We start from the raw sequence: 13,275 nt of genomic DNA on the forward strand, positions 1-13,275 counted from the left end.
TTGCACGGGGCGTTAAATTTTTTCTTCGAGGCGATCACGATGTTCATTCGCTGGTTCGGGAAGGCGCTCGCCCTCATCGGGTTCGTGATGATCATCCAGAGTTTGATCTGGATGAGCTATGGGGTCATGACGAGCCGGGGACCGGGAAGCCCCATGGATACGCTCAATGGGGTAGAGGGACCCGTGCCTACTCGATCTCCAGAGGCTGCGCGCACCATTCAACCCACCGCGACGGCGACTCCCACCCCTGCGCCCACTGCCACCCGGCTGCTGTCCCCAGCGACGCCCACCCCGGCTTTCCCGGCCCGATGGGCGATCACTCCCACCCCCCGGCCAGGGGCCCCGAGAGGAGGTCCGGAGGGAATCCCAGAGCCCCGTCCGCTTCTTTCCTTTCCACCCAAGCGGGTGAATTTGCTGTTGCTGGGAAGCGATCGGCGGCCAGGGGAACGTCTTGGACGAACCGATACCATCATCCTCGCTTCCATTGATCCGGATGAACCATCGGTGCGGTTGCTCGGTATCCCGCGGGATCTATGGGTATATATTCCCGGCTGGGGGTTTAATAAAATCAACACCGCCTATGTGCATGGAGAGCTGACCCATTATCCCGGCGGAGGCTACGGCCTGCTTCAGGATACGCTTCGCTATAATCTGGGGCTTACCGTTCACGGCTACGCCCTGGTGGATTTCGATGGGATGCGGACGATCATCGATACTCTGGGGGGCGTGGATGTGAACGTCCGATGTCCCTTGTATGATGTGTTTCCAGATCCCGATAACCCGGCGATCACGGGGACGCTATCTCTGCCCACGCCAGGCCGCTATCATCTGGACGGCAAGCATGCCCTGTGGTATATGCGATCCCGGCATTCGACGGGCGATCTTGATCGATCGCGCCGCCAGCAGCAGGTGTTGGAAGGATTGCTGGATCGACTGAGGGAAGGGGGATGGCTCCTGCGAGTCCCATCGCTCTGGTCCGGGATTCGCCAGACAGTGCAGACAGATCTGGGGCTGGATGAGGTGCTCTGGATGGCTTCCGTGGGGCTGCGCCTGGACCGAAGCCGTATCGCCCGTGGATGGCTGCACTCGGTTGTGGAATCCAGGAGGATCTCCACGACCACGGAGAGTGAGCTGTTTATTTACCTTCCGACAGAGCAAATGTATTCATACCTGGAGCGGTTTCTGCTGGGCCCATTGCCCTCCAGGGCTTCGCCTGTCGCGCGGGTCGAGGTCATCAATGCCAGCGGGAATTCCCTTTATGGGGAGATGGCGGTGGAGATCCTGCGAGAGGCGGGGTTTGAGGTCGTTCGGATGGCGGAGGCCGCGCCGGATGGGCGGCCCACTCGGGTGATCGTGATCAGCCCCCCGGGATCCCTCTCGACCACTCAGGCGCTCATGCGGACTTTCCGGCTCCCGAGCTCGCGTCTGGAGGTGTCTCCAGAGCCGGGTGCGGAGGTTCCTTATCGCGTCTGGCTGGGCTCGGATTTTAATCCCTGCGTGCGGTGATTCAACCGGTGGGCCCACTCGAATCCGAAGGATCATGGCATATGCCTTGGAACTCGGACCGCTGGCTGCGCCCCAGGGGGAACAGGGGTTTGGATGGTGGGGCGGGCGGCTTCGCTGCTCCTCCCATCGCTCCATCGGTGGTTGGCCGAAACGGGGTATCGGTCAGCGGATACCCTCCAAACTCTATTGGAGAGTAAATGCCTGTGCGTCTCAAAGCGCTGGAGCTTCACGGCTTCAAGAGTTTTGCCGATCCGATCCGCCTGGAGTTCCCGGGGCCGGTGACCGCCATCGTGGGCCCTAACGGGAGCGGCAAGAGCAATATCGCTGAGGCCATCCGCTGGGTTCTGGGAGAGCAAAGCCTCTCCACTCTCCGGGCCCGCCGGGGCGAGGATCTGATCTTCGCCGGCGGCGATCAGCGGCCCCGCGCCGGAATGGCAGAGGTCACCCTGATCTTCGACAACTCCGACGGAGAGCTCTCGGTGGAATTCGAGGAGGTGGCCCTCACGCGCCGGGTCTACCGCGATGGGGAGGGCGAATATCTCCTGAATGGGAACCGGGTGCGCCTGCGCGATATCCAGGAGCTCCTGGGGTCCACCCCGCTGGCCCGACGGACTTACACCGTGATCGGGCAAGGGGTGGTGGATGAAGTGCTCCGGATGCGACCGGAGGAACGCCGCGCGCTGTTCGAAGAGGCCGCCGGCATCGCCCTTTACCGGATGAAGCGGGAGGAGGCGTTGCGCCGCCTGGAGATCACCCGGCAGAATCTGATGCGAGCCCGGGATCTGCTGGCGGAGATGACGCCGCGGTTGAGCAGCCTGCGTCGCCAGGCGGAGCGCGCGCGCCAGTATGAGGAGCTTCTTTCTCAACTCAAAAGGCGATGGCGTCAGTGGGCTGCCCGCCGGATGGCCCGGTTGCGTCAGGGTCTGGAGGCCGCCCGGGCGGCCCTGGCCGAAGCCGAGGCGGCCCGGCTCCGTCATCAGGAGCAGCAGGCGATGGCTGAGCAGCAGGCCCTGACGCTTCGCGAGGAGATCCGCCGGCAGCGGGCAGCGCTGGCAGAGCAGGAGGCCGCCTGGGCCAAGTTGCAGGAGGAATCCGCCGCTGTGCAGCGACAGCTTCAGGCCGTGGAGGAGGCCCTTCAAGCGCTGTCGGAGCAAGCGAGGGCCCGTCGGGCGCAAGCAGAAGCCCTTCGGGCCCGGGAGGCCACGCTCCGGGCGATGGAGGAGGCGCTGAAGACCGAGCGGAAAGCGCTGGAAGATCGGCTCCGGGCCCTGCATGAGCAACGCCGGGCGCTGGAGGCGCTTTACGCGCCGAAGCGGATGCGCCATGAGGCGCTGTGCCATCAGAGGGCGGAAGTACAGACCGAACTCCATCGCCTGGAGGAGGAGGAAGCTCACCTCGCCCGTCGCCGTGTGGCGCTCCAGTCATTGCAACGCGAACTCGAGGAGCAATCGCTTCAGCGGGCCGCCCTGCGGGAGAGATGGATGCGGGAGCAGGCAGATTGGCTTCGAGAGCAGGAACAGCTTCTCGAGGAAGCCCGGGTCCTGGAAGCGACTCTGGAGGCTATGGAGCGGCAGCGGGCTCAAATCAGCCGTCAGCTGGAGGAGGCAGAGGCGGGGGTCCTTCAAGCGCAGGAGCAGGCGGCTCAGGCCCGGGCCCGGAAGGCCTATCTGGAGGCTTATGCGGAGAGCTTGGCTCGTAGCCGGGAGACCCAGGAGGGGCTTCGAGGGGACCTGCGGGCGATTCTCGCCGCCGGCCTTCCTGGGGTGCTGGGTTCGCTGGCCGACTTTCTGGAGATCGAACATGGCTGGGAGGCGGCGGTGGCGGCTATGCTGGGTCCGCTGCTCCAGGCGCTGGTGGTGCGGGATCCGGCAACGATGGAACGGGTGCGGTCGATGATCCATCACGGCCTGCCGGTGGTGATTCTCGGCGGATTGCGTGTGAAGCGCTCACGCCCGGTTCGCAGCCGGTCATCCATTGGGGGGATTGCCCTTCCAGCCCGGCGTTTCATCCCACCGGCGCGTCCGGCAAGGAGCGTCCTGCGGGCGCGGGAGCCCCGGCTTCAGGCTTGGCTGGAGCGCCGTCTGGAGGATGTCTGGCTGGTGGAAACCTGGGAGCAGGCGCTGAGGCTCTGGCCTCAGTTGCCACGGACGGTTCAAATCATGACCCGGGATGGCGAGCGGATCAGCGGGGAGGGAGTCCTGTGGATCGGCGAATACGCTGCTCCGGAGGTGGTGTGGCTGACCCAGGAACAAGCCTGGCGGTCGCTCCCGGAACAAATCCGGGCGGCGCAGGAGACGTTACGCCGGGCCGAAGAAGCTATGGAAGCAAGTTCCCTCAAGTGGAGGCAATTGCAGGAGGAGCGGGCTTCCCTGGAAGCGATCTATCGGTCCGCGGAAGCCCGCAGAGAGGAGGTGCGGCGGCGGCTCCGGGATATTGAGGAGGCGATTCGGAAGGCAACGATAGCCCTTCAAGCGCTGGAACAGGAGATCTCAGAAGGGAAGCGGAGGCAGGCACAAATCGAGGCGGAGCAGCAGGAACTGGACCGCTTGGGGCAGGCGCTGGCGCAGAAGCGGCGGGCGCTGGAGGAATCCCGGTCGATGATCGATTCGGAGATCATCAACCTGGGCCTGGAGCCCATCGAAGCAGAGCGAGCTCGTCTCCAGACAGAGGAGCGGATGCTGGAGGAGCAATGCCGTCAGGTGGAGGAGATGCTCGCCCGACATCAGGAGGCCCTGCAGGCGATCGAGGCGGAGCGGGCTGCGCTGTCCCTTGAGGAAGCGGATGAGCAGCGCGCTGTGCTGGAGGCCGAACGAGAGCGTTGGCAGGATCGGCAGCGAGCGCTCGCGATCCAGTTGCGGGAGCTGGAGACCCGACGCGTCCAGGGCATGGCTGCTCTCCTAACTACGGAATCGATGTTCGAGGAGGCCTGGAAGCAGGTGGAAAGCCTTCGCGAGGCGGGCCAGGCGCTGGAAGAGCAGGTCCATGCGGCCCAGCTGGAGGTCGTGCGCTGGGAGGGAGAGGTCCACGCCTTCCGGCAGGTCCTCCGGGAGGAATGGCGTTATCTGGATGAAGGAGAGATGGATTCCGAGATGGAGACCGCAGGAGAGGAAGAGGCGGAGCCACTGGAAGCCCTGGAGGCGGAGGTAGAAGCCCTCCGGCGGGCGTTGCGGCGGCTGGGGCCGATTCATCCGGAGGCGGCTTCGGAATACGCGGCGCTGCAGGAACGCCATGCCTTCCTGACGTCTCAGATCGCGGATCTGGAGGCCGCCGCGGCCTCCCTCCAGCAGACGATCGCCGCCCTGGATCAACAGATGCAGCAGGCCTTTATGGCAACCTTCCGGGCAGTGGGCCGCGCCTTTAAAGAGACCTTCATCGAGTTGTTTGGGGGTGGCAATGCCCGCCTGATGCTTACGGAAGCGGAGAGCTGGGATCAGGCAGGGGTGGAGATCTTCGTGCGGGTGCCGGGAAAGCGGACTCAGAGCCTGATGATGCTCTCTGGAGGGGAGAAGGCATTGACAGCCACCGCCCTGATCTTCGCCCTCCTGAAAGTTCGCCCGTCGCCCTTTGTGGTTCTGGACGAGGCGGATGCGGCTCTGGACGAGGCCAATATCGGTCGTTTCCGGGAGATGATCCGCCGGCTCTCCGAACGCACCCAGTTCATCCTGATCACACATAATCGGGGGACTATAGAAGCAGCCGATACGATCTATGGCGTCACCATGCGGTCGGATGGTGTCTCTCAAGTCCTCAGTTTACGCTTAGAGGAGGGGGAGCGGATCCTACCAGGAAGCGCCTCTTAGCCGATTCGGGGCGGGCCGCTCTGCCGCCCGCCCCAGCTGTTCACTCTATGGGAATCTGTTGGGGTGGAAAGACGCGGCCGTCTTTCAGCCACCATACTCCCAGTTTTTGGGCCATACGCGCCGCTTCTAAATGGATCTCCGGGCCGGCGACGGCAGGAATGACCTCGGCCTCCGGAAAGACCTTACGTAGAGCAGCGGCTCGCTCGACGGCTCGGTCTACGTCATTTGTGTGCACGATCGCCGAGACTTCCACCACGAGGTAGGCGATTCCCTCACCCTCCAGCTTGTTTCCTTGAACTATCACGTCCGCTTCGTCCAGTGAATCCACCTCTGCTGCGGTTAGCCGTCCTGCAGCTTCGGCGGAGCGGATAAGAGCCTCTCGCTCCTCCGCGCTCAGGATATGAGGATCTTGAACTAAGCGGCGGTAACGACGCGATCGAGTACGGTATTGATTTTCGTGAATCCAGCCTCGAACCAAGCCGCTCAGTATGTTCACTTCTTTTATTACACCTAATAGTGTCTCTTCCAGGCGATGCTGAGCCTCAGCAAGTTGCTGGACTTGTTCTTCGGTGCGGCGTTGGGCCTCAGCGAGCTGCCTTATCTGTTCTTCGGTGCGGCGCTGGGCCTCAGCAAGCTGCTGGACTTGTTCTTCGGTGCGGCGTTGGGCTTCGGCAAGGGCGGTGACGGCTTCTTCCAGGCGGCTGACCCGTTCCTCGATACGGCCAACTCGTTCCTCGATATGGCCAACTCGTTCCTCGATGTGGCGCTGGGCTTCGGCAAGCTGCCTTACGTGTTCTTCGGTGCGGCGTTGGGCCTCAGCAAGCTGCCGCACATATTCTTCGGTGCGGCGCTGGGCTTCGGCCAGGGCGGCGACAGATTCCACGAGCGCCTGCACTGCGTCTGTTAGGCTGCTCAGCGACCTTTCGGCCCGCATCACATGGGTGGAAAGCCGTCGTAGATCTTGGGGGGACTGAAGCAATTCTTCGGTGAGCAATCGTTGACGAAGAGCTTCCACCCATTCTGGGTGCTGATCCAGCAAACGAATCAGGTCTTCAAAATCTCGGACCGTGAACGCCATAAGCGCCTCCTGAGGGAATTATATCATGTTTTCCATAAGCGTCGAGGCTGTGTAGGGAAAGGGAAGATTGGATTGTGACGAGGACGGTCAGAAAGCAACTCGCCCGCTAAAAAGGATCCTCTGAGTATGCCAATCGGGAGACATAGCTGTTGGCAGTATAAGTGGTGCATTTAATTCGAAATCGATCCCGGCGCCGGAAAGGCCTGGATCCGCCAATCGGCACATGTGTTGGTATCTCGACTTGCCGGGAACCGCTCCAAGCTCTGGCCTCGCGAAGGGGTCGGGCAGCGGGGCGGGCCGCCCCATTCCACCCGATCGATTTCCCCCTCCGGACCGATGAGCACGACCTCGTCCTGGGTGTTGTTCAGGTTCCACCAGCCACGTCCCCAGCCGGGATCCGGGATCAGGTCGGGCACCAGAGGATCCGTCGCCGCCAGCTCGAAATGGGGACGAGTGCCGTAGCGGGCGAGGAAGGCCTGGGCGGAGACCGCGATCACTTGAACCTCCCCCGGGCGGATTGTCGTGCCGTCTGGGAAGCGATACATCCCCTCGTAATCGCCTGGCACCGCCGCATCGCCGATCCCATAGCCGTTGAGATTCAGCGTGTTTCCGGTAGGGTTATAGATCTCCACCCACTCCTCGTTTGGATCGATCCCGAGGGCGTTCACCAGGATCTCGCTGATCAGCAAGTGAGGCGGGCGGTGATCGCGGAAGACCAGAGGGAGATAGACTTTGGGTTGAGACAATTCCCAGTCCAGTCGAAATAGCTCGCTTAGGGCGTCCCATCCTTCTTTGGACCGAAAGATCAGCATGATCTCCCGGTTCAGCTTGTGGGAGGTTTCCGTGCCATTAGCCGAACCCAGGACAATGTAAGGCTCTCCGCTCAGACGGATCATGGTCATCTTGTTGTGGAGTCCTCGCCCACCCGGATTGCCCGTTCGCGCTTGAAGGGTGGTGGAAAGAGTGGAGCTCATAAAGCTCAGGGATTGAATGTAGGCTACAGTGGCCGCATTGCTGCGGGGATTTGACGGATCATCATAGAAGCGATCCAGGAGAAGCCATACCGATGCCCCTCGTCCGGCGGCCTCAATCAGCGTGGCCAGATACAGGTTCGGCGAGATCACCGGGGCGGCGGCCGGATCGCTGGCACCCGGCCCCCACCAGGGAGGGACGGTCAGTTGCTGGGCGAGGATCAGATCCCCTGGGCCGGCCTGGCGAAGCAACGCCCATACCCCAGCCTCCAGATTCAGCATTCCTTCGGGTCCGATGATCAATTGGAGATCGCTGGCGGTGATGGGGATGGGTTCTGAGAACCGGACCGGGTAGACTGTCCCCCCCAGGGTGAGGGGTGGGGTATAGGTGGGCGGCGGGTCTTCCGTCAGCGCCATTACATCCCGGAAGATGGGAGCGATATCGCGGCGAAACAGCTCTGTCAGGAAAGCGGCGATCTCCGGCGACTCGAACGCCACCAGGATGCCGCGCTGGCCCTCTGTCCCATCGCTCTTCGGGTCGTCCGGCATAGCACGAGGGCTCAGGTTTTCTGTCCCTACAAGCACTCCTCGATCATCCCGAACCAGGAATTTCGCGTGAGCATACGTGTAACGACGGAGCGCCGGAGGGATCGCGGTCGGGGCGTTCCGCATCATTAAACATCGACCCCCTGCGATTCGCAGGAGCCGACAGGCATAACGCGTGTCGTCGGTGATCCCGCCTGGGGGCGTCCCCTCCAGGAGCAACGTGACGGAGACGCCCCGTCGCGCCGCTGCCGCCAGCCGTTCGGCGATCTTAGGATGTTCAAACGTGAACATCTCCCCCACAATAGAAGTCTGAGCGCCGTCGATCCACGCGGCGACTGCTTCGAAAGCATGATCCGGCGCGATGATCAGGGTCATCGGAATGGTGCCGCTGAGCGTAAAAGGACGCTCATAGCGCTCCGGCATCCACCCGGGGAAATAGACTCGGCGTCCCCACCATGGATCCAGCCGATCGCTGGCCCAATCGGCTGCTGTATCGGTATCCACGGGAAGCCCGGTCGCCGGATCCCTACGACGGACCAAGATTCGGCCCTCGCTCCGGGTGCCTGGAAGACTGTAGGCCTGAACCAGGCGCCCGCGCCATCCCAGGGTCTGGGTATATCCTTCGCCGTAGAGCACGGCGTCGACCAGGGCTCCCCTCGAATCCCGGAGCACCACCTCATCCCCCGTGTTGGCGAAACCGGGCCAGACGCCTTCGACGGGGCGCACGGTTTCCAGGCCATCGGTAAAGACCGCCGCGTCCGGCGGGCGTCCGAAGGCCAGTGTGAAGGAAAGGGCATGATGGGCCACCCAGATCGATGCCCCCGGGGCAATGGTGAACCCGGAGGGGAATCGCAGCCCACCTGTCCCGGTCATGCGATCTCGCAAGCTCCATCCCCCCAGATCGACCGGTGTGGGGCCGAAGGCAGCCAGCTGGACGGCTTCATCGGGTTCGCCCGAGAACACGCCATCGGGATGTGCAGCAGTAATCCACACCTGGGGGGTTCCCGCCTGGGAGCGCTGGATGGCCTGAGGAGACAGAGAAAGCAGGGTCATTCCGCCAAGGCCCAGAAGCGCGGCGAGGACGAGACGAGAGACTCTGCGCATCGCTCCTCCTGAGGTATCTTGTTATCTATGAAGATGATAGCCAGACCTATTCAGAAAATTCCCTGGGCTCTTGGGGATTTGCTTTAACCGGACTTCGGATGAATTCGCTGATCCCTTCATCTGAGGACTTTAGGGGCGGGCAGGGCCCGTTCCTAAAGCATCTCCAATCTCCCCTCTCTGTCGCCTTGATGGCCACAGGGAGGTAGGAGGGCGGAATCATTGCGTTCTCTCCAGCGGGCGCTCAACGATACAATTCCCACATTCCTTTCCGCAGAATTTTCATGGGGTTTGGAACATTCTTCCGAGGGTGTGGGCCACTGAAAGCAGCCTGCACCTCCGGAAAAACTTCGTGGCTTCGCCCCACAGAATAGCAGGCAATTCGATCTGAGTTCCAATCAATTTGGTGTGTTAGAAATTTTTATATTGACCAACCTCAAAGATTGGTTAAAATTAATTCTGACAGGGGCATGAACAATGTTCGGAATTGGATCGATCGTTAGAAGTGGTTTGGAGGGAGGAATCGGGATGAGGTTCGTCGACTGTTCCCGGATTTTCCTCGAGAATCGCCCCGGCGAATGTTCCCCGATCGCTTTGCCCCGGGCCAGAGCTCATTAGCTGATTGCATCTTGTTGTGCCGGAAGGAAGACCGCATTCCCCCTGATATCTGAGCCCTCCATGACATGGCGCCATAGAAAATTCTGGGAGGTCACGGTTTTTCTTCCTCCTCCACAGCCAATGAGGAGAGACGGGCTCATGATCGGCCCGGCGATGGAACTGGTCTTCCTTAAGGGGAGAGATGTCATGGCTATGAAGGTGTGGTGGGTTATTTTGGACGCAGAACAGGATCGCGGAGAGCCTGGATGCTATGAATTCTGGGAACGGACTTTCCGGGTCTGGATCGAGCATCTGGGCCCTGGACGATTTGTAATTACTACTCAGGTGCTTTCTCCTCATGAATCCCCTTTCCCCATCCACTCTCTGGAACCCTTCATCCAGCGTTATCTGGATCAAATCCGCCGCGGTGAGGTCCGCCCGACTCGCTCGATCGTCTGGTTCTGAGACCGGTCTGTTCTCTCGCGATCCTGGAGATTAGAGAGGGAGGTAGGCGGTTCTCTCGCCCACCTCATAATCTCGTATTCTCTCGCTCTGGAGCTGTCGCCATCCTGAAGTTCAGGATCTGTTCTCCCCCCACCTGCAGCGCGAGGCAGCGTGGGGGAGAAAGTGGGGTGGAGAGATCGGTAACGAAGCTGCCCGCCTCCTCACACCTTTTCTCTCCTCTTCCCATTCCCATGGCCCCGAGAGCCGTGGGAAAGGAGAAGAGACTTCATCGACCCCCTGATAAGGGCTCGCTGGGTAACGAATGGGACTCACAGCGCGGGTTTGCGAATTCCTGAAGAGCTGCAAAGGAAGATCCGCGCTACGTGGTGAATGGAGACCATCGATCGCAGAAGGAGGTCGAAAATGGGGGGACTGAAGCCGGGCGAGGCGGTGATCAGCGTGCTTTCTTTTGAGGGGCCGGACCTCTATGCTCGGGCGGGAGGGCTGGCGGTTCGCGTGAGCCATTTAACAGAGACGCTGGCCCAGCGGGGATTTCGCACCCATCTCTTCTTCGTCGGCGCTCCCGACGCTCCGAGCCAGGAAGATCGATGGGATGGTCGTCTGATCCTTCACCGCTGGTGTCAATGGATCAGCCGCTATCATCCGATGGGGGTCTATGACGGTGAGGAGGGAAAGCGACAGGATTTCATCGCCACGGTTCCCCCTTATCTTTTGGAGCATGTGATCCGTCCAGCTCTGGAGGCGGGTCAGCTCCCTGTGATCCTGGCCGAGGAATGGCATACCGCAGAGGCCGTGATTCACCTCGACGAACTCCTCCGCGTCCGAGGATGGCGGGATCGCTGTGTGATCCTCTGGAACGCCAACAACACGATGTCCTTCCACCGGATCGATTGGGGCAGACTTCGTGAGGCCGCGCAGCTGACCACAGTCAGCCGTTATATGAAACACCTGATGTGGAACTGGGGAGTTAACCCCCTGGTGATCCCGAACGGAATCCCCTGCGCCTTGCTGGAACCCGTCCCCCCTGAGCAGATCGCCGCCCTTCGCCAGGCCCTGGGGGTAGATGAACGCACCGTCATGCTATTTAAAGTCGGCCGCTTCGACCCGGCCAAGCGATGGTTGCTGGCTGTTGAGGCGGCAGCCCAGCTGAAGGCGATGGGCTATCGGGTGGTCTTTCCACTGCGGGGTGGAGTGGAGCCCCATGGCCAGGAAGTGTTCGCCCATGCTCAGGCGCTGGGCCTGAGGGTGGCTCATCTGCTCGGTTCCCCTACATCCTGGGAGGGTCTGTTGCAGGTCCTCCACGAGGCACCCCCGGCGGATCTGTATTCCCTCGAATTCCCGTTGAGGCAGGAGTGGCTTCGCCCCTTTTATGCAGCGGCGGATGCGGTGCTGGCGAACAGCGGCCACGAGCCGTTCGGGCTCACCGGTCTGGAAGCCATGGCTGCAGGAGGTATCGTGTTCACCGGGGCCACCGGAGAGGAATACGCCCTGGATGGTCAGGGGGCGATCGTGCTCGACACAGACCGACCGGAGGAGATCGTCCTCCACTTGCTGGACCTCCGGGCGGAGCCCGGCCGGATGGAAGCTTGTCGGGCAGCCGCCCGACGGCGTGCGGCCGATTTCACCTGGCCTCGTGTTTTAGAGATCTTGCTGGAGAAGGTCAGTTTCATCGCCCGGACCAGCGGAGCTCTCCCGTGGCCGAAGCCGGTCTTCGGCCGCCCGGACGGACGGGTGCGGGATGTGGTGATTTACACCATCGTTCATCAGCCTCGCCGGCTTCGCTTGCCGGCTCAGCCACTCCCGCGAGGAGCTCCGGCGGCCCTTCTGGCCCAGGGTCTGTTCGATGAGGAGATGAACGCGCGTTATTTCCGGCGGGCCGCCCAGCGTTGTTACTATCCGACGATCGCTCGCTTCCAAGCGATGTTGGATGCGGGATTCCGTTTAGCGATCGGGTTCTCGCTGACGTTCCTGGAGCAGGCCAGGCGCTGGGATGAGGAGCTCCTGGACCGCTTTCGGGATCTGGTCCGCCACCCGAACGTGGAGCTGGTGGCGGCCGAACCCCGGCACAGCATGCTTCTCCTCTGGGATCTTCCCCGGTTTATCCAGCGGATGCAGTGGGCGGCCGATCAGCTGGAGCACCTGTTCGGCGTCCGTCCCCGCATCGCCGATACGACCGAGATGATGATGTCCCCTTCGATCTACCATGCCCTGGATCAAGCAGGTTTCGCTGCCGCCTTCCTGGATGGCCGGCCCTGGATCCTGGAGTGGCGCCAGCCGACTTATCTTTATCATCACGACGGCGGGCGGATGAAGTTGCTGGCCCGCCATTACCAGCTCAGTGATGATGTCGGCTATCGGTTCTCCAATCGAAGTTGGGAGGGGTGGCCGCTTCTGGCCGATCGGTATGCGGAATGGTTGGCGCAACATCTGGGGGATTTCATCGTCCTGGGGTGGGATTTCGAGACCTTCGGAGAACATCATTGGGAGGAAACCGGGATCTTCGCCTTTCTGGAGGCGCTGCCCGGCGAGGTCATGCACAGGGGGTTGAGCTTCCGGACCCCCAGTGAGATCGTCGCCCGCTATGGGGCTTGCAGTTACGAGTTGCCGCTGCCCGCTTTCCCCAGCACCTGGGCCGGCAGCGGCGGCCTGGAGTTCTTCCTGGGCAATGAGGTCCAGCAAGCCGTCTTCCGGCTGATGATGGAAGCCTATCATATGGCATGCCTGACCGGCGACCCGGAGCTCATCGAGCTCTCCCTTTATCTGGCCCAATCCGACAACCTGCATATGCTCCAGTGGTTGGGCGGTTTCGGGCCCGAAGCGGAGGTCTCTGCCTATTTCACTCCTGCCGAATGGTGGGCCATGGGGTGGGAGCGGATTGTCTGGGAGGTCCAGCAGGTTTATAAGAACTTCATCGCAGCTCTGGAGATCCGACCAGGGTAACCGCGCGGTCACTCTTCCTGTTACTGAGGGCTTTAAAGGCGGAGCGGGGCGCTGAAGGCGCCCGGCTCCGCTTCTAAAGAAATCCTTTTCGATCTGGGGGTTTTGGAGGGCGGGGCTGGGGCCTTTGGCCACCAGCCCCGCCCCTCTTTCTCCCTCTCCTCACAGCCCTCCGGGCCGCGGGGAGGGGCGAATGGTTGGGGGCGGACGGGGCTGCCTTTCGCGGCCTCAACCGCTCTTAACCTCCGTGGAATGGAAAGGAGATGGCGGGATC

At 61.9% G+C, this 13,275-nt stretch carries 6 protein-coding genes; 4 read left to right on the forward strand and 2 right to left on the reverse strand.

Features of this window, described 5'->3' with window-relative positions; genetic code table 11:
• Window positions 1-39: 39 nt before the first annotated feature.
• Window positions 40-1,506: an LCP family protein gene (locus NZM16_RS04020; RefSeq protein WP_295478723.1), complete on the forward strand. Its 1,467-nt coding sequence runs from the start codon at window positions 40-42 to the stop codon at window positions 1,504-1,506.
• 197 nt (window positions 1,507-1,703) lie between these two features.
• Entirely contained in the window at window positions 1,704-5,306 is a 3,603-nt protein-coding gene (gene smc / locus NZM16_RS04025) for a chromosome segregation protein SMC (protein WP_295478726.1), read from the forward strand.
• Window positions 5,307-5,346: 40 nt separating this feature from the next.
• On the opposite strand, the gene NZM16_RS04030 is transcribed toward smc, so the two are convergent.
• Both NZM16_RS04030 and NZM16_RS04035 read right to left on the reverse strand, forming a co-directional pair.
• On the reverse strand, window positions 5,347-6,384 hold the full coding sequence (locus NZM16_RS04030; RefSeq protein WP_295478729.1) for a hypothetical protein: 1,038 nt from the start codon (window positions 6,382-6,384) through the stop codon (window positions 5,347-5,349).
• A gap of 170 nt (window positions 6,385-6,554) precedes the next feature.
• Window positions 6,555-9,005, reverse strand: coding sequence for a lamin tail domain-containing protein (locus NZM16_RS04035; RefSeq protein WP_295478732.1), 2,451 nt, complete (start codon window positions 9,003-9,005; stop codon window positions 6,555-6,557).
• A 753-nt stretch (window positions 9,006-9,758) separates the two neighbouring features.
• On the opposite strand from NZM16_RS04035, the gene NZM16_RS04040 reads away from it, so the two are divergent.
• Both NZM16_RS04040 and NZM16_RS04045 read left to right on the forward strand, forming a co-directional pair.
• The gene (locus NZM16_RS04040) at window positions 9,759-10,064 is read left to right on the forward strand and encodes a hypothetical protein (RefSeq protein WP_295478735.1); all 306 of its coding nucleotides are present in this window, start codon (window positions 9,759-9,761) and stop codon (window positions 10,062-10,064) included.
• A 402-nt stretch (window positions 10,065-10,466) separates the two neighbouring features.
• Window positions 10,467-13,004: a glycosyltransferase gene (locus tag NZM16_RS04045; protein WP_295478738.1), complete on the forward strand. Its 2,538-nt coding sequence runs from the start codon at window positions 10,467-10,469 to the stop codon at window positions 13,002-13,004.
• Window positions 13,005-13,275: the final 271 nt, after the last annotated feature.

The sequence above is a fragment of the Thermoflexus sp. genome, from assembly GCF_025055495.1.
Lineage (GTDB): Bacteria > Chloroflexota > Anaerolineae > Thermoflexales > Thermoflexaceae > Thermoflexus.

What these genes read in the sequence shown, in the direction of transcription:
- NZM16_RS04030 (WP_295478729.1), bottom strand. Translation starts at nt 6,384, where the DNA reads ATGGCGTTCACGGTCCGAGATTTTGAAGACCTGATTCGTTTGCTGGAT.
- NZM16_RS04040 (WP_295478735.1), top strand. Translation starts at nt 9,759, where the DNA reads ATGATCGGCCCGGCGATGGAACTGGTCTTCCTTAAGGGGAGAGATGTC.
- NZM16_RS04045 (WP_295478738.1), top strand. Translation starts at nt 10,467, where the DNA reads ATGGGGGGACTGAAGCCGGGCGAGGCGGTGATCAGCGTGCTTTCTTTT.
- NZM16_RS04035 (WP_295478732.1), bottom strand. Translation starts at nt 9,005, where the DNA reads ATGCGCAGAGTCTCTCGTCTCGTCCTCGCCGCGCTTCTGGGCCTTGGC.
- smc (WP_295478726.1), top strand. Translation starts at nt 1,704, where the DNA reads ATGCCTGTGCGTCTCAAAGCGCTGGAGCTTCACGGCTTCAAGAGTTTT.
- NZM16_RS04020 (WP_295478723.1), top strand. Translation starts at nt 40, where the DNA reads ATGTTCATTCGCTGGTTCGGGAAGGCGCTCGCCCTCATCGGGTTCGTG.